General features: G+C 60.1%; 16 protein-coding genes. 6 read left to right on the forward strand and 10 right to left on the reverse strand.

Annotated elements, in window-relative coordinates; translation table 11 throughout:
* Window positions 1–243 precede the first annotated feature (243 nt).
* Window positions 244–2,505 carry an ATP-binding protein gene (locus tag ACSQ36_RS30835; protein ID WP_436184873.1) on the forward strand — a complete coding sequence of 754 codons (2,262 nt, stop codon included), beginning with the start codon at window positions 244–246 and terminating at the stop codon, window positions 2,503–2,505.
* 194 nt (window positions 2,506–2,699) lie between these two features.
* Window positions 2,700–3,935: a hypothetical protein gene (locus ACSQ36_RS30840; protein WP_436184874.1), complete on the forward strand. Its 1,236-nt coding sequence runs from the start codon at window positions 2,700–2,702 to the stop codon at window positions 3,933–3,935.
* 83 nt (window positions 3,936–4,018) lie between these two features.
* Here ACSQ36_RS30840 and ACSQ36_RS30845 read toward each other — a convergent pair whose 3' ends face one another.
* Window positions 4,019–4,573: an NADPH-dependent FMN reductase gene (locus ACSQ36_RS30845; protein WP_436184875.1), complete on the reverse strand. Its 555-nt coding sequence runs from the start codon at window positions 4,571–4,573 to the stop codon at window positions 4,019–4,021.
* A 597-nt stretch (window positions 4,574–5,170) separates the two neighbouring features.
* Between ACSQ36_RS30845 and ACSQ36_RS30850 the strand changes: the two genes are divergently transcribed.
* The gene (locus tag ACSQ36_RS30850; RefSeq protein ID WP_213764301.1) at window positions 5,171–5,458 is read left to right on the forward strand and encodes a DUF4148 domain-containing protein; all 288 of its coding nucleotides are present in this window, start codon (window positions 5,171–5,173) and stop codon (window positions 5,456–5,458) included.
* A 130-nt stretch (window positions 5,459–5,588) separates the two neighbouring features.
* Here the strand turns inward: ACSQ36_RS30850 and ACSQ36_RS30855 are convergent, their stop codons facing one another.
* The 3 genes from ACSQ36_RS30855 to ACSQ36_RS30865 form a co-directional block, all read right to left on the reverse strand.
* Window positions 5,589–6,914: a type II toxin-antitoxin system HipA family toxin gene (locus ACSQ36_RS30855; protein ID WP_436184876.1), complete on the reverse strand. Its 1,326-nt coding sequence runs from the start codon at window positions 6,912–6,914 to the stop codon at window positions 5,589–5,591.
* The gene (locus ACSQ36_RS30860; RefSeq protein WP_436184877.1) at window positions 6,911–7,243 is read right to left on the reverse strand and encodes a helix-turn-helix transcriptional regulator; all 333 of its coding nucleotides are present in this window, start codon (window positions 7,241–7,243) and stop codon (window positions 6,911–6,913) included. Before ACSQ36_RS30860 ends, ACSQ36_RS30855 begins: the two co-directional genes overlap by 4 nt.
* A 444-nt stretch (window positions 7,244–7,687) precedes the next feature.
* Window positions 7,688–8,641, reverse strand: a complete 954-nt coding sequence (locus ACSQ36_RS30865) for an AEC family transporter (protein WP_213764302.1) — start codon at window positions 8,639–8,641, stop codon at window positions 7,688–7,690.
* 640 nt (window positions 8,642–9,281) lie between these two features.
* Between ACSQ36_RS30865 and ACSQ36_RS30870 the strand changes: the two genes are divergently transcribed.
* A complete protein-coding gene (locus ACSQ36_RS30870) occupies window positions 9,282–9,848 on the forward strand; it encodes a lipocalin family protein (RefSeq protein ID WP_436184878.1) in 567 nt (188 codons plus the stop codon).
* 55 nt (window positions 9,849–9,903) lie between these two features.
* Here ACSQ36_RS30870 and ACSQ36_RS30875 read toward each other — a convergent pair whose 3' ends face one another.
* From ACSQ36_RS30875 to ACSQ36_RS30885, 3 genes are all read right to left on the reverse strand, one after another.
* On the reverse strand, window positions 9,904–10,197 hold the full coding sequence (locus tag ACSQ36_RS30875; protein WP_213764386.1) for an H-NS histone family protein: 294 nt from the start codon (window positions 10,195–10,197) through the stop codon (window positions 9,904–9,906).
* 80 nt (window positions 10,198–10,277) lie between these two features.
* Window positions 10,278–11,501 (reverse strand): serine hydrolase domain-containing protein, encoded by a 1,224-nt coding sequence (locus ACSQ36_RS30880; RefSeq protein WP_436184879.1) that lies wholly within the window; start codon window positions 11,499–11,501, stop codon window positions 10,278–10,280.
* 140 nt (window positions 11,502–11,641) lie between these two features.
* On the reverse strand, window positions 11,642–11,860 hold the full coding sequence (locus ACSQ36_RS30885; protein ID WP_436184880.1) for a hypothetical protein: 219 nt from the start codon (window positions 11,858–11,860) through the stop codon (window positions 11,642–11,644).
* A 278-nt stretch (window positions 11,861–12,138) separates the two neighbouring features.
* Here ACSQ36_RS30885 and ACSQ36_RS30890 point away from each other — a divergent pair, with 278 nt between their 5' ends.
* A complete protein-coding gene (locus ACSQ36_RS30890; RefSeq protein WP_436184881.1) occupies window positions 12,139–13,212 on the forward strand; it encodes a helix-turn-helix transcriptional regulator in 1,074 nt (357 codons plus the stop codon).
* A gap of 31 nt (window positions 13,213–13,243) precedes the next feature.
* On the opposite strand, the gene ACSQ36_RS30895 is transcribed toward ACSQ36_RS30890, so the two are convergent.
* The 3 genes from ACSQ36_RS30895 to ACSQ36_RS30905 all read right to left on the reverse strand — a co-directional run bounded on the left by ACSQ36_RS30895 (window position 13,244) and on the right by ACSQ36_RS30905 (window position 15,332).
* Entirely contained in the window at window positions 13,244–13,510 is a 267-nt protein-coding gene (locus ACSQ36_RS30895; RefSeq protein WP_255631336.1) for a hypothetical protein, read from the reverse strand.
* 120 nt (window positions 13,511–13,630) lie between these two features.
* The gene (locus ACSQ36_RS30900) at window positions 13,631–13,879 is read right to left on the reverse strand and encodes a DUF2164 domain-containing protein (RefSeq protein WP_213764307.1); all 249 of its coding nucleotides are present in this window, start codon (window positions 13,877–13,879) and stop codon (window positions 13,631–13,633) included.
* A gap of 16 nt (window positions 13,880–13,895) precedes the next feature.
* Entirely contained in the window at window positions 13,896–15,332 is a 1,437-nt protein-coding gene (locus ACSQ36_RS30905) for a sigma-54 interaction domain-containing protein (protein WP_436184882.1), read from the reverse strand.
* A 277-nt stretch (window positions 15,333–15,609) separates the two neighbouring features.
* Here ACSQ36_RS30905 and ACSQ36_RS30910 point away from each other — a divergent pair, with 277 nt between their 5' ends.
* Window positions 15,610–17,010, forward strand: a complete 1,401-nt coding sequence (locus tag ACSQ36_RS30910) for a GntP family permease (RefSeq protein ID WP_213764309.1) — start codon at window positions 15,610–15,612, stop codon at window positions 17,008–17,010.
* The last annotated feature ends 44 nt before the right edge of the window (window positions 17,011–17,054 follow it).

The following is a 17,054-nucleotide window of genomic DNA, read 5'->3' on the forward strand; positions in this document are numbered from 1 at the left end:
CTCCGCCCGTCCGAGCATTACCTCTTCCCAATCCCCGCGCTTTAAACGTCGATGCTGGGTAGTTGACAGCACATCGATTCATTGGCGGAAAGGCACGATTTATGCACGCATTCTCTCTCCCGAGCGCGGGCGACAACCAAACGAACGGCTAAAATGCGCGCAATTCCGCGTGCCGCATTCGCTGCCTTCATCGGTGCATAAAGATGCCGCGCTCAGCCATTCACATCGGGACGACGAATCACCATGACGCCGCAACGCGAGGAACCGGGCGCTGACCATTGGCAGGACGAGCCGCCGTTTCCCGTGGTACCCGAGCGTAACTTCGCCGCCCAGCGCATGACCCTGCGGGTCCTGCTGATCGCGGCCATCGTTTTGCCCTGCCTGTATGTTGCGGCCATGTCGTGGAGTGACCTGAAAGGGCGCGAAGCCGATGCCGCCGAGGTGGTCGACCGCAACGCGCATGTGGCCGAAGAACATGCGCTGAAAGTCTTCGACATGAACGAGACGCTCAACGCCCGCGTGATCGACCTGATCGACGGCGTGGACGACGACACCCTGCGCCGCGAAGAACTCGCCGTTCACAACAAACTGGCGGCCATGGGCGGCGGTTATCCGCAAGTGGCGGCGGTGAGCATTATCGGCCCGGATGGGCGCCTGATTGCCACGAGCCGCGTTTTCCCCTCGCCGGATCTATCGATTGCAACCCGCGACGACTTCGTCGGCATCCGCGACAACAAGATGTTTGAAAACGTCTCCCGCGTGATGTTCGGCAACGTGGCGGGGGAAACCGTGTTCAACACGGCCGTGCTGCGCAAGACCCCGGATGGCCGCTTCGCCGGCATTGTGACCGTCGCGCTTCGTCCCAGCTACTTTGGCGCGTTCTATCGCGAGCTGCTGGGCGAACACTCCACGGTGTCGCTCGGCCTCACGCGCGCGGACGGCGCCGTGCTCGCCTGGTATCCCGCACGGCCGCCCGAGCGCATGGAACTTGCCGCCAGTTCGCCATTGCGCGAAGCGTATGCGTCGGGAGAGCGGAACGGCGTCGTGCGAATGCGCTCAGGGCTCGACAATCAAATGAAGATCGTGGCGTACCGCAAGGTGGGGAGTTATCCGGTGTATGTGTCCAGCGGATATCCCCTCGCCACCATCTGGGCCGCGTGGTATCGGCATGTCACCGTATTGATGCTGTCCTTGTTCGCGCCGTGCGTGGTGTTGTGGGGCGTGATCTGGTTGTCGCTGCGCCGCCTCGCGAATGAAGAAGATGCCTGGGAGCGCTGGCAAGCGGAAGCGTCCATGCGTCGTTCTATCGAATCGGCTTACCGGCAGGCGCGCAAGATGGAAGCGCTGGGCAATCTGGTCGGCAGCGTGGCGCATGACTTCAACAACCTGCTGATGATCCTGTCGACAAACGTCCAGATTGTCCGGCGACGCGGCGCTACCGGACTGGATCGCGAGTTGTCGGCCATGGAACGTGCGCTTAAAAGCGGCCAGTCGCTGACGCGCCAATTGCTCGGCGTCGCCCGCAAGCAGCCGCTGCGCAACGAGACCATCGCGATCGGCAAGTGGCTGCCGGCTTGCCGCGAACTACTGAAAGCATCGCTGGGCGCGAAGGTCGCGCTGAATCTCGAAACGAATAGCGATGTGTGGCCCGTTCGCGTCGATGCAGCCGAACTGGAGCTTGCGCTGATCAACGTGGCCGTGAACGCCCGCGACGCCATGCCGAACGGCGGCACCTTCTCGGTCCGCGCGGACAACGTGCATTTTCGCCACGAGGACGGGTTTCCGATCATCGGCGAATTCGTGCAGTTGACGCTGGAGGACACGGGCGCGGGCATGGGTCCGGAGATCCTCGGCCGTGCGTTCGAACCCCTGTTCACCACCAAGTCCAAAGGCATGGGCACCGGGCTGGGCCTGCCGCAAGTGTTCGCGTTCTGCGAGCGGGCGGGCGGCGTGGCCACTATCGACAGCGCGGTCGGTGCAGGCACGTCGGTGCGGCTCTATCTGCCGCGCGCGAGCGCAACCGCACCCGAAGCGCTCGACGCGCAACACGACACGGCCGCGGCCAGCGAATCGCACGGGCTGCGCGTACTGCTGGTGGAAGATAACGAAGAAGTCGCTGCCGGCACCGAAGCGTTGTTGTCGATGATGAATCACGACGTCACGCATGTCTTCAACGCAGACGGCGCGATCGCCATGCTGGAGGCGGCCCGTCGCGACGTCACGCATGACGGTGCGCTGCCATTCGACGTCGTGCTCTCCGATATCCACATGCCGGGCAAACTGAACGGCATCGACCTGGCCGAGATCCTGCAAAGCTGGACGCCGCGCGTGCCGGTGATCCTGGTGACGGGCTATGCCGAAGAGCTGGACCGGGCGCGTCAGGTCGATGCGCGCGTGTTGTCCAAACCGTTCGATATCGCCCTGCTCGATTCGCTTCTGCAAGCCATTCGCGAAGACTTGAGCGCACGCGCCGACAATCGCGAGCACGGCGAAGCCCCGCACTGAGTCGAGCTGCCTTTTCCACACGGTTTGTAAAAACATCCGCTCGCGGGCGGGCATCGGGCGGAGTCGTCCGGGGCTTTGCATGGCGTCGCAGCGCGCACGCACGCGACCCGGCACGCGAGTTGCGAGCCTGACAGGGAATTGCGGCGAATCCGTCTGAAGCGCCGCAACCCAATCAGGCCACTCAGGAGGCAGCCATGCGACACACCGTTATTGGTATCTTCGATACCTACGACCAGGCCGAAGTGGCGCGCAGCGCACTAGTCGCGTCGGGTTTTGCGCGTTCCGACATCGAACTCCAGGCCGCACCCGAACCTTCCTCGCCCGATGATCCGGCTCTCGCGCCCGGTGCTGGGCAGCCGCCCGAAACCGGCGGCGTGCTGGCGAATATCGAACGCTTCTTTTCGATGCTGTTCGGCGGCCGCGATCAACCGCCCGAAGTGGCGCATTACTCCGAAGCCGTGCGGCGCGGGGCGGTGCTGGTGGCCGTCGATACCGCAACCGAGACGCTCGCCAACACCGCGCGGCAGACGCTCGCCGAACAAGGCGCAATCGATATAGACGAACGCGCGGCCAGTTGGGGCACGCTGAATCATTCACGCACGGCAGGAACGACAAGGCCAGTAACCGATGAAGCCGCGAGCCGCGATCATTCGCTGCTCGACGAACTCGGCCTGGGCTCAGGCAGCGCCGTACCGGGACACGCGCCGGTGAATCCGCCGGCAGATCCACTTGACCCCGTTCGCGCCGATGCCAACCGGGCACGCGCTTATCCGCATGCGGATCGTGACGATCCGGCTGTGAGGCCGCTCGACCCGATCAGCCCGGTCAGCCGCGATGTATTTGCCGGCGGCAGCGATTCGTCGTACCGCGCAACAGGTGGCGATCCGATGACCAGCGGCACGGTCTGGCAAGACACGAAGGAAACGACATTGCGCGCGGCCGGCGCGGAGGACCCGTTGACCGGAACGACTCCCGCCCAAGGCTGGCGCGCTGTTGACCCGCTTGATCCGCTGGATGAAACCGAAGCGTCAGATCGAGTGGGTGCCGCACGCGCCACCAGCCCGACGGGCTCGCCGGTTCCGGGGTCACTCAGCCAGACCGGGGACTCCTTGCTCGGGACGCGCCGGGGCGAGATGAGCACGATGCCGGACGAGTACATGGAGTACGAGGATGAGTTCCGCACGGACTACGAATCGAAGTACGCGGCGACGGGTACGAGTTACGAAGAGTACGAGGAAGCGTATCGATACGGCGTCACGGCGGCCAGCGACGAGCGTTATCACCGCCGCAACTGGGACGACACGATGGAAACCGAACTGCGCCACGACTGGGAAGGCCGCAGTTCAGGCGGCCATGACACGTGGGAGCGCTTCAAGCTTGCGGTGCGTCATGGCTGGGAGCGTGTGACCGGGCATCAACATCACCTGTAACCCGCGCTGCTCGTCGATTCAGCGCGTTTCAGCGCGTTAAAACGGCAACGGCCCGCTAAAGCGGGCCGTTGCCGTTTTGCAGTCTAAACCGTCGCAAGGCGTTGAACCCACGCGACGTATTTATCGACGAAATTCTGCAGGAACTTGCGCGTGTCATCGTTCACGATCGTGCCGCTGGCATCGATACGGTTTGCATCGTGCTTGACGAACATCTCCGGGTGACCCATCAGCGTTACATCGAGGTAAGCGAGCACATTTCGCAGATGCGCCTGCGCGAGCGCCGTACCGGTCGCACCCGGCGACGTGCCGAGCACCGCGCCCGGCTTGTTGCCCCACGCGCTGTGGCCCCACGGCCGCGATCCCCAGTCCAGCGCATTCTTCAGCACGCCGGGAATCGAACGGTTGTATTCCGGCGTCACGAACAGCAAGCCATTCGCCGCCAGTATCTTTTCCTTAAAGGTTCGCGCGACTTCGGGGAAATCGCTGTCGTAGTCCTGGCTATAGAGCGGCAAGCTCGCGATGTCCAGGAACTCGAACGAAAAATCCGCGGGCGCAAGCGACGTTACCGCGTGCGCGAGCTGCTTGTTAAATGACTCTCGGCGAATGCTGCCAACAACAACCGCAATCTTGTAGGTCATGGCTTGTCCCGGTGACTGAATGAAGCGGAGGGATGAATTGCATCCACGAATGTGACGCGTACCCGCCGATCCATCATAGGCGTTCGACCGGGGCCAAGGCTATCCGAAATGGGTTGGATTGACGCCCGGGCCGACATCTGGCGGTACACGTTTCCTGTCGCGTTCTGCTTCGAGCTGGGCATTTCGATCGATACCGGGCGACAGGCCCGTTTCAAGCCATTTTCGAGATGATTTCCACAAAGTTGTCCACAGAATCTGTGGACAACTTTGCAGATGTTTAATAATTCGCACTAAACCGCCAGATCGTTGGCGGAATAAGGCTAGGAGCGTGGCGAAAGCCGGCAGGAACGCTGTTATTGCCAGCGGTGGTCAAAAGTAACGACCGAAGAACACCTTGCAGGAGAACGCAATGATTGAAGTGCTGCGGCCGGGATGAACGAGCGGTCATCTGCGCGCGCCGACATAGAACTTCACATTCATGCGCGATGAACAACAATATGTTTTCTCAATCGACATTGGTCATCGATAGTGATTTGAATAGACTGCTTCACATCGATGGCGTGAAACGCGCCGTCTCCAAACAGTCAAGGATTCGTCATGAAACGCGCGCTTATCGGAAGTTTGTTTATCGCCGTAATGGTCTCGTCGGCACCCGTCTTTGCTCAATCCATCGACACCGCGCAGCAAAACGCCTACGCGCCGAGAACGCGGGCCGAGGTGAGGGCCGAACTGATCGCCGCGCAACAGAGCGGTGAGCTCGACGCGATCCACACGGAAAGTTATCCCCAGTTATTGCCCTATCAAGCCGCGCGGTTCGAACGCGTCACATCGGGTGCGGACACGACCGTGACGCAAGCGAACGGGATGCGCGTGAGCGCGCAATAAGCGCAACCGGCGAGTTGGCAAGGAGAAGACTCAGCAACGCGGCGGATTCGATTGCTGATGCTGCGTTATGTGTCGGAAAGTCGCTCAGATTGTGGGCGGTTCCACCCAGGGGCCGCAACCGCTTGGGCGTCTAACGTGCCTTGTGCGAGAAGGCCCCGTCTGGGTTCGCATATGGATTGGTTTCCTTGCGTTCCAGCCCATTTGAGTCTGAGAGTCCAGCCTGCTCACGCAGGGGCGCAGGGAGGCTCTTGCCGGGTTTGGCATCGGGCCGGATGTCTTCAAGACCTTGCCCCCAGGCATCGAGCATTCGTTTGGCCACTTCCTGAAATCCTGGAAAACGATCGACACACTCTCGTACAAGAGGCACGACGCCCTGGACTGCCGCAGTGACGTGCTCCACCCTATCCGTCATGTCGGCGGTAGTCAGGCCTAGCCACGCGCCGCCGTAACGTGCAAGCGCTTTGCCGGACGCCCATACGCGCTTGCCGTACAGAGGCAGCGCTGGAAGGTTCGTCCTGTAACGCGGATAGACCGTAACCGTGACGATGTCATAGACGGGGGCCAGGTGGACATCCTCTGCGCTGGTATACGTCACGGCGAAATTCTTCAGGTGTGCGTCCGCATTTCTCAGCGCAATGTTCACGAGGTGCAGCGTAAAGAGCTTGCGGGCGCTTTCCTTGACGTTGTCACCGCGGCTGAACTCCTGTGTCAATTTAGCCAGGTCTTCAAGGCTTCCCTTGCGATACTTCTCTATAGGATCCAGCCCCTTCAACGCGCAGTAGTCTTCGACAGCCAGCCACTTCCCGTCTTTCGTGCGGTCGAATCGGCGGATAGCGAGAACCTGACCGTCATCCGAGAGCCTCGTTTCTGGAACCTCCAGTCCGGCTTGGCGCGCGACCTCGAGGCAAAGGTATTCGTTGACGGATAGCCACGGAATATCGTCGAAGCCCGTCTTCAGGATGAATTCCTCCGTCCAGACGGTTGCCTTGTCCTCGGGTCTGGCCAGCGCCTTCGGCATGACACCCGAAATGCCCTCTGTAACCCCCTCGTCCAAAAGATGCAGGAGGTTCTCGCGCGAGTCAGCGGACGCGAGCAGATCCGAGATTTTCGCGTGACCACCAGCCACTTCAGGCGAGGTGCCGCGCGGCACGACCTGAACACGCCCAATACTGTTCGCTCCCGTCAGGGCAAGCAGACCCATATCAGTCACATCCGCATGGGGACCCAGTGTTTCGCGGATGCGATCTTTCTTGTAGCCCTCGGGGAGGTTCATCTGGAAAAACGGATGTAGTCCCTTTTTCCAGACATAGGATTCGGCGCGAACCGGCATCAGCAGCGAAACGAGGCGCTCAGCCGGAACGTCAGGCAGGTAAGTGAACACACCGCTGCCGGCTTCTTCCGTCAGCGTACCAACGAGCTTCGAATCAACGTAAACGTCAAGGACCGGTCCGCTCATTGGGAAGCCTTTCCGGTACCGGTTTTCATGAGCTGCTGGCTCGCGCCCAGCCGTACCCGCTTCCGTGAGATGGGAGCACGATCTTCATCCGGCTCGCTCAGTACGTCATCAAGCGTCCGCCGATGGCCAGCCGGCCGCACGAACGTCTCAAGTCCCACTGCGTTGAACAGGCTCATCATCTTGACGGCCCCCAGCTCGGCCAACGCGCCCGTTTCAAAAAGGCTGATGCGTGCACGCTGAACGCCGCTTCGCCGCGCGACCTCCTCCTGAGTCAGATTCGCCTCGATTCTGGCCCGCTTGAAGGCTTCGCCCAATTCAGCAAGATTCATGTTCAATATACCTTACATTAACGGACATTTCCGTCTTAACGTATTCTATATGAAACATTATCGCAGTGTTGATTAATGTTCAATATTCAGAACAAAAACATCGTAATGAGCCATTATGTTCCTTATATTGAACGTAACGGACGGACCGGAGAACGGTAAATTGGAGTCCCCTCCGCATTCCCACGACCCGGACAGCATTTGGGATCGGCTCTTCAGACTGGTCGAAAACGGCGCGAATAGCTACTTTCCGCCGATGGGTGCCCCAACGACAGTTAGCGCGACCGGGCGCTTGCAATCGCGCTGCGAGATGCATGACTCAGATCGATGCCTTGCCATTTGAATGTTGAAACGCCGAACACGAACCCATGCGTGGTCGCGTGGTCGGGAAACAGATGAATCATCCGCTTCCGGTTTCACCATAACCGGGTCTTGCGATGTCCGCGATCAGGTCAACACGGCAAGGCACACCGTGACCGTGACGAGCGAGATGACCGTGGAAAACAGAATGGCGCTGGACGTCACTGCCGCTTCCCGCCGATAAAACTCCGCCAGCATGAACGGCCCCGTCCCCGTGGGTAACGCGCTGAGTATGACGGCGGTCTTCGCCCACAACACCGGCAACGCGAACACATGAAACGCCAGCCACCCCGTCAGCAGCGGTTGTGCAGTGAGCTTGGCCAAGACCAGCATCGTGGTGGTTTTCGCCGCGCCGCCTTCTGACTTCTCGCCGAGGAACAGCCCGAGCGCAACGAGTGCGCACGGACTTGCCGCTGCGCCCAGCAACTTGAGAAACGTGTCCGCACCACCCGAGATAGTGAGTCCCGCTCCACTGCATAGCCACCCCGCGAACGGCGCGAACAACAACGGATTGGTGACCAGCGACCTGACCACCTTGCCAAGCGTGGCGACAAACTTCTTCTCCGTCTGCAGCCCCAGTTCGATCAGCACAATAGCCACGGCGAACAGCACGCACACCGTCATGATCGTGGCAATCACCGCGGGCGCAAGGCTCGCGTGACCGAAGGCAAGCGCGCATAACGGCAAGCCGATGAAACCCGCATTCGGATACGCGGCGTTGAGACCGTCGAGGCTGGCATCGGCGAGATGACGTGATTGCTTTAATCGAACCAGCACCGTCAGCAGGAATATCCCGCCCGCACCCAGACCAAACACTGCTATGAACGCAGGCTGATCGAGCGCATGCCACGGCGTGGTCGCCATGATGTCGAAGAGCAGCGCGGGCAATGCCAGATAGACCACGAATCGATTCAGTTCCGACGACGCATTCGGCCCTAGCCGATTAGTCTTGCGACACGCGTAGCCCGCGAAGATCAACGCGAACACAGGAAGAATGATTCTCAGAAGCGGGGTGAAAAGCGATGAGACCAGCGACGACATGAGCAACGGAGCCAAGTGAACGAGGCCAAGAGCATAGCGGCTGAATCCGCTTGCCGCAGAGCGGACTTTATAAAGGTGAGCGATTTCGGGAGCCGCGCGAGGTGAGTTGCATGACCCGGCAAAAACTCACGCTTAAGGCTTTTTTCAAGTATCGCTAACTAGATCGAAGAGCTAACCATGCCTCAGCAAGTGCTTGAGGTATACCGCTGTGATCCTTTATCTATAAGGCTTTCACGGCTTCGCTTCTATGTCGGCTGGAGATCTTCATTGCGTTTCGTATGGGTGATGCGTGACATGGACTCGACACTCCGCTTGCCCGAGCGTGAAGCGAGTGACGCGATAGGTGAGGTTATACGGGAGGGTGATCCTTCGATGTTGAGAAAGCACATGAAGTGCTTCGAGCGAGTCTTGCAGCATGCTGCATGCGCCACATTAAAGTGTTCTCTATCAATGAGTTGCGGCCTGTTGTTAAAACAGTTGATACAGGTGAAGGTGAGCTTTAAGTGCTTGCTGCCAATGCTTTCCGATGACTTCATCACGCTATAGGTGAGGCTATGCGGGACCCAAAGCAACGGAACGAAGCTTGCTCATACAGCGACGCTTACCGCTTAAATGCCGCTTCAACACAACGAGGACCATCATGAAATTCAAACGATCCGTCACCATCGGCGCAACGGCTTTGCTGGTGATCGGCGGACTGGGACTGCTGGCCGCAAGCACCAAGGCTGGCGGCAAAAAGAGCGGCAACGCGCAGGTGCCCGAGCCTGCGAAGCCGGTCGACCTCGATCGTTACCTGGGCCAATGGTACGAATTTGCACGCTATGAGAACCGCTTCGAACGCGGCTGCGAAGCGGTCACGGCGAACTATGCAAAACGCGATGACGGGCTGGTTTCCATCATCAATTCATGTCGGGACGGCGGAGTGAATGGAGCATTCAGGTCGTCCGAAGGGAAGGCGAAGATCGTGCCGGAAACGAACAACGCGAAGCTCAAAGTGTCGTTCTTCGGACCGTTCTACGTGGGCGACTACTGGGTGCTCGATCACGCCGATGACTACACATGGTCCATCGTCGGCGAACCGAGCGGCAAGTACCTGTGGATCCTGACGCGTGAAGCGAAGCCATCGGCTGAGCAACGCACGGCATTGGTCAATCGCGCACGCGCGCTCGGCTACGACGTGACCTTGTTGCGGGAGACGCTGCATTGAACCCCGCATTGAACCCATCACGCGTGAACTTTTTCGAAGCTCACGCGGGAGGTGTTCAAGCATCAATCAGGAAGCGTTCCTTGTTGCGCCCTGCCAGCCATGCGGGTGGGCGCCCGCGCCCACTCCATGTCTCGCCGGTCTTCGGATTGCGATACTTCGGCGGCAGCGGCGCCTTTCTGGCCGGCTTGCCGCGCCTCGCGGAAAAGCCCAGCTCTTCGGCGGTCAGATCGTAGTCAACGATCTTGCGCTTGATATCCTCGATCACAACCGCGATTTCCTTCTGCTGCGCAATCGCAACTTCCTTATGCAGTTTTTCGAGTTGGGCGGTCAGTTGCTTGTAGGTGGCCATAAGCTGCTCTCTGGGTTCGGCATGTGCCCGAATTGGAGATGGCGTGATAACGCCAGTCATCGGTTCTTACTCGTCACCGCTTAGTCGTCGATGGCGTCATACAGATGGCGCTCGAACACGGCTGCCATCGGAAAGGGTTCCAGGCTGCGTCGCTGGATCAGCATGATGCCGATCATGTTTTCCACCGGATCGGCGAACCAGCTTGTGCCGAACGCGCCGGGCCAGCCGAACGAACCCACGGAACGATAACCGAGTGTGCGTTGTTGCGCAGGATCGTCCACGATAGCCAGGCCCAATCCAAACCCTTGGCCCGCCCACGCGATCTGGCCGAACGCCGGAATACGGCGCTGATCACGCGACAGAAAATTCGTGCGCATGAGGTCGACCGACCGATGCGACAGCAGGCGCGGACCGCGCGCGCGTTCATCGGCATCGCCTTGCAGACGGCCGCGGCCGAGCAGCAGGCGCGCGAAACGCAGATAGTCGTCGGCAGTGGAAACAAGACCGCCGCCGCCGTTTTGAAAACGCCCGGGTTTGGCAAAGCGGCTCGATGCCGGATGATCTTCCACCACGCGTTGTCGCGTAGCGGGATCAACGGCATAGGCCACCGACAAGCGCGCGAGTTTTTCGGGCGGCACCACGAAGCCCGTGTCCGCCATTGCCAGCGGCTCGAAGATGCGCGTACGGAAGAACGCTTCAAGCGACAACCCGCTAATGCGCTGAATCAGCGCGCCGAGGACATCGGTGGAAATGCCGTAGTGCCAGCGCGTGCCGGGTTGGAACATCAGGGGCAGCTCGGCCACGCGGTTCAGCCATGCGCCAGGATCAACCGATGCATCGACGTCGTTGAAGATATTGCCGTAAGCGCCGGCTAACGCGCCGAACGCGGTGAAGTGATAGGCGAACCCGGCGCGGTGCGTGAGCAGATCCAGCAACGTGATGGGTACACGGGCGGGTTCTGTACGGTCGAGCGGCGCGGAGGGGTCGGTGAGCACCTTGAGATTGGCCAGTTCGGGCAACCAGCGTGACACCGGGTCATCGAGCGCGATGCGGCCTTCCTCCACCAGCATCAAGGCAGCGACGCTTGTCACGGGTTTCGTCATGGAAGCAATACGAAACAGCGTGTCGCGTGTCATGGGCGTGAGGGTGTCGCTGTCGCTGTGGCCCAGCGTGTCGACCCGGGCTATTTCGCCATGCCGCCAGACCAGGGTGACACAGCCGGCAACGTCACCGGTCTCGACGAACTGCTGCATCGCGGTACGAGTGCGCTGAAGGCGCGTGGTGCTGAATCCCGCGTCTGACATTCAATATCCCTCTTGGTACGCATTTCTCAGCACATCATTTAAGCACGCCTGAAATGGGACTCCAGGGGAAGAGTTACCTCGGGTTGTAACTCCATGACACAAAACGGGAAAAATCAGACCATCGAAATCTTACACCCGCTTTAAACCAGCGAGCAGTTCAATCCGATACTGGCCTCGAGCTGTTCGAGCCGGTCGTTGACTCGCTGCATGCGGGATTGCTGAGCGGGCACAAGCGCAGAGGATGCGACCAAATCAACCCGGTTACGCCAGTAAGACAATGGGATGCGGTCATCAGCGGAAATTCTTCCGATTACCTGCTCCAGATGGAGAATATCCGTTTCTATTTGCCGGTGATTCATTCACTACTCCAAGGTAGATGTTATTTTTACTTTTTATGAAACGAATTCTAAGTGACATACGGAACAGATAACCGTTTCCGGTGTCATAAACTGGATGCCATGAGTTCGAACAATGCGCGGCCCGGGCCGCCGGAAGGAGGCAGCACAGGCCCAGGAAGGACTTCCTGCAGAGTATCGAAACATGCGGGGTGCTGTATATTCCGCAAATGCGGAACAGTAAAAATGCAATAAGCCGGCGTTTCGGATCGGCAAATTATCCGCATGACAGGAGGAAATGGATGCTTTTTGAAAGCGACCAATACGATCAGGCTGTCAATGCTATATACGAAACGCTTGCGCGTCCTCGCGCGTGGCACGCTGTATGTACTGCGATTGCCGGCTTGATTGGCGCCCGCGCAGTCTGGATAACCGTCAGCAATAAGCAACCTGCTAATTTGCATTCCGAAAATGTGGGATATCCGGAGAATACGGATTATTACAACACCTCCGGATATCGGCCGGCGGAAGTGGCGAAGAATTCAATTGAATCGTTTGCGCGCTTCAGATCGGATCAGAAGCGTGCTGATTCCGCGAACATAAGCGCGTCGGGACATATTTCAAACCGGCATATTCTCGATACCAGCGAATTGCTGATCACGCTGGTCTGCGAGTTTGTATCGGAGGGGGAGGCGCTCACTCAGTCGGAGCCACGCTGGCTCGATCGCCTGATGCCGCATCTTTCGCGCGCTGCACAACTTCAGGACGCACATTATTTCGCGACGCCCGAGCTTTTCGCCCGTGTTCCCTTTCTCGATGAATGGCGCCAACCGGCCATGCTCGTCGCACTGAACGGGAAGGTGCTCCGCTTTAACGACGCAGCCACCCAGATGCTGGGACGGACCCGGTTGATTCAGGTTGTCGACGGATTGCTTGAATTGCAAGGCGCGGCGCAACGGCGGATTCTGGATGAATGCGGCGCGGCGGCAGACATGGCGCCGGTGTATCGAATGCGTCGGCTGACGGAAGAACCCCACGGGGAGCCTGCGGGTCAAGACGCGCTATACGTGTTTTATCACCCGGTCGCAATGAGCCGCGGGCATGCCGCGCTGATCACGTTCTATCACCCGGATTCACCGCCTATTGTCGATCCCGATCTGCTCGCGAGCGCGTTCGACCTGACGCCGGCGGAGTGCCGCGTGGCCTGTCATATCGCGGAAGGGCGCACGCCCAAGGAGATAGCCGGGAAAATCGGCGTGCAGCACGACACCGTGCGCAAGCAATTGCAGGCGATCTATCAGAAGACGGCGACCAATCGTCAGGTCGATCTGATTCGCCTGCTGCTCAATCTGCCCGCGCACCCGGCGCGGAACTAGAGCCTTGGCCTGGATGAAACAAGGGCGGGCCTTATTTCGCCCTGCACGCGATCAACAGGCTGTTCTGGCCGTTGTCGCTGCTTTGATCGAGGACGTCGTAACTGCCTGCGCACAACGCACGGGCATTTTCCTGGCAATTACTCCAGCCGCCGTTAGTCGGGCACTGGATCATGCTGGTCGGGCGGCCATCGGATGAAAAAAGCGGCGGCGCGCTGCTGCACGCAGACAACACCGACACCGCAGCCGCAAGCGGCAACAGCGCCAGAAAACGCGATGCTCGTACGCTGGAAATCTTCATCCGGAACCCCTTTTAACGCTGTTTTTATTGATTCCGCGAGTATGCCACGCGGAGCTTTCTGCTTGCCTCCCTGGAGCGCGGATCCTGCGCTCTCCGGGCATCTTTCCGGATACGTTCGCGCTACTTCTGAAGCCCCCAGATGTCGCTGTCGATCATCTCGACGCGGGCATCGATCTTCGCCTTTACATCGGCGAGTGCCTGGTTGTAGAAATGCGCGCCAATGATCTTCGATAACTCATCAAGCCATTCCTTCGCCTCGAACTGACCCAACCGCGCGTCGAAGCGTTCTTGCGCCAGCCGCTGCAACTGGTCGATGGCCAGCGCCTCGTGCTCGCGGGATAACACCATCTTGTTCGTGTCTTTGCTCATGTTTTTTGCTCGTGGTTCAAACGTCTATGCTTAGTGCAACGATCTTCTTGTACATCGTCGCCCGGCCAATGCCAATCCGCTGCGCCGCCTCGGCCACGCGGCCGCCGCTTGCACGCAGGGCTTCCGCGAGGAAACGCTTTTCGAAGCCCGTCATGGCTTCGGCGTAGGACGTCATATCGGCTTCTTCGGGCATGCCTGCGGATTCCGGCGACGCCTCTGTACCCATGAAGGCGCCGAGCGCGCGGGCATCGATATGTTCACTATCCGACAACATCACCGCGCGCTCCAGTACGTTGCGCAACTCGCGCACGTTGCCGGGCCACGAATACGCGGCGAGCACGCGCAGTGCGTCGTCGTGGAGCACGAACTGGCCGGCGTGACGCGGGCGGGCATCGGCGGAAAGCTCTTCGAGCATGGCGTACACCAGCGCCTCGATATCTCCCGCCCGCTCGCGCAACGGCGGCGCGTGAATGGACAGCACGTTCAGCCGGTAAAACAAGTCCGCGCGAAACCGGCCGCTGGCGACCAGCGCCGGCAAATCCGCCGACGTCGCCGCAATGATCCGGACATCCGTGCGCACGATCCGGTTCGATCCCAGCGGTTCGAACTCCTTCTCTTGCAACACGCGCAGCAACTTGCCCTGCAGCACGAGCGGCATGTCGCCGATTTCATCGAGGAAGAGCGTGCCGCCATCGGCCAGTTCGAACTTGCCCACACGGCCTTTGCGATCCGCGCCCGTGTACGCGCCCGCCGCCGCGCCGAAAAACTCCACTTCCAGCAAGGTGTCCGGAATCGCCGCGACGTTCACGGTCACGAGCGGCCGCGCCGCGCGCGTGGATGCGCCGTGAATCGCATGCGCCAGCAATTCCTTGCCCGTGCCCGTTTCGCCGGACAGCAGCACGGGCGAATCGACTTGCGCCGCGCGTCGCGCCTGGCGCTTGACATCGAGGCTCGCGGCGCTCGTCCCCACGAAACTCGCGAATGTGTATTTGGCGCGCCGCGCCTGCGCGAGCGATTGCCGTGTCGCGATCAGTTCCTGCTGCACGCGCGAGTAATGCGAAAAGAGCGGCGTGAGCGCCTTCATTTCGTCGAAGAGCGCAAAACCAATTGCACCGACCGTCTGGCCGAAATCGTCCTTCAGCGGCAGGCGCGTGACAACCAGCGGCTCGCGATCCGTTTCCAACAGATCGAGCAGGATCGGCTTGCCTGTTGTCACGACTTCGCGCATCAGGCTGTTCGGAATCACCGCTTCGCAATCGCGGCCGATCGCCTCTTGCGGGTCCGAAAACCCGAAGCGCGCCGCGTAGCGTTTGTTGATCCAGACAACCCGCGATTCTTTATCGACGATAAACGTGCCTTCGCTGAAATTCTCGAAGGTCTTGAAAAGCGAATCCATCGCGCGACGCAAAACGTCGCTGTAATCGACGGGGACATGCGTCCAGTCGTTGTGCATCCAGTGTCTCGCGGGGTTTTCTCGATATGGAGACAGGATATCTCGAAATGTGGAAATCCGGCAAGATGGCTGTCAAACATTATGTGACCGGCCGTTCGGGCGAATTTTGCGTCAGGGCGTTGTCCCGATTTTGTCTCGATAGGTAGACATTATTCAAGACGCATGGAGCGCATTGGACCCGTATTCCCTTGCTGGGTAACGCTTCCGGGTCCTTGGCATGAATGCTGCATAGAGGGCGCACCTGATTTACAACACCACAACAACTAACGGAGACTTAATGTCGTTCATCATCGTCCTCGCGGCCCTGGCGTTTCTCATGCTGGCCGCGTATCGCGGATACAGCGTGATCCTGGTGGCGCCCCTTGCCGCGCTCGCAGCAGTCCTTCTGACCGAACCCGCCGCCGTCGCGCCGGTGTTCTCCGGCATCTTCATGGAAAAGATGGTCGGCTTCGTGAAGCTGTATTTCCCCGTGTTCCTGCTCGGCGCCGTGTTCGGCAAAGTGGTCGAGTTGTCGGGATTCTCCGAATCGATCGTGGCCGCCGCTATTCGATACATCGGCAAGACGCGCGTCAATGCGGTGATTGTCGCGGTGTGCGCGTTGCTCACCTATGGCGGCGTGTCGCTGTTCGTGGTCGTGTTCGCGGTCTATCCGTTCGCGGCCGAAATGTACCGGCAGAGCAATATCCCGAAGCGGCTGATGCCCGGCGCCATCGCGCTCGGTGCGTTCTCGTTCACCATGGATTCGCTGCCGGGCACGCCGCAGATCCAGAACATCATTCCCACGACCTTCTTCAAGACCACCGGTTGGGCCGCGCCGTGGCTCGGCACCATTGGCTCGCTGTTTATCGTCGTGGTCGGGCTGACGTTCCTGGAATGGCGCCGCCGTTCAGTCATGGCAACGGGCGAAGGCTACGGCACGTCGCTCGTGAACGAGCCTGAGCGCGTGGAAAGCGCGCACTTGCCGAATCCGCTGCTTGCCGTTGCGCCGCTGGTGCTGGTGGGCGTCGCGAACTTCGTGCTGACCAAGCTGATCCCGGTCTGGTACGGCGCGAGTTATTCCGTCGCTGCCGACGTGCTGCCGGGTGTTCATGCACCCGTCGTCACGCCGATCAAATCGGTCGTCGCGATCTGGGCCGTGGAAGGCGCGTTGCTGCTGGGCATTTTGCTGGTTGTGCTGACCGCTTTCGGTCGCGTGCGCGAACGCTTTGCGGTAGGAACGAAAGCGGCGGTTGGCGGTGCGTTGCTCGCCGCGATGAACACCGCGTCCGAGTATGGCTTCGGCGGCGTGATCGCGGCGTTGCCGGGGTTTATCGTGGTCAGCGATGCGCTCAAGAGCATCCCGAATCCGCTCGTGAACGCGGCTGTCTCGGTGAGTTCGCTGGCAGGCATCACGGGTTCGGCGTCGGGTGGCATGAGCATCGCGCTGGCGGCCATGTCCGATACGTTCATCAAAGGCGCGGAAGCGGCGCATATCCCGCTGGACGTGCTGCATCGCGTGGTAGCAATGGCAAGCGGCGGCATGGACACGCTGCCGCATAACGGCGCGGTGATCACGCTGCTGGCCGTGACCGGACTGACGCACCGCGAGTCGTATCGCGACATTTTCGCTGTGACGATCATCAAGACGCTGGCCGTGTTTTTCGTGATCGCGGTGTATTACACGACTGGACTGGTTTAAGGCTTTTGGTATTTGCATCGGCGGCGCACGTCGAAAGCCGTCGA

This window comes from Caballeronia sp. LjRoot34, from assembly GCF_964253815.1.
Taxonomy (GTDB): domain Bacteria; phylum Pseudomonadota; class Gammaproteobacteria; order Burkholderiales; family Burkholderiaceae; genus Caballeronia.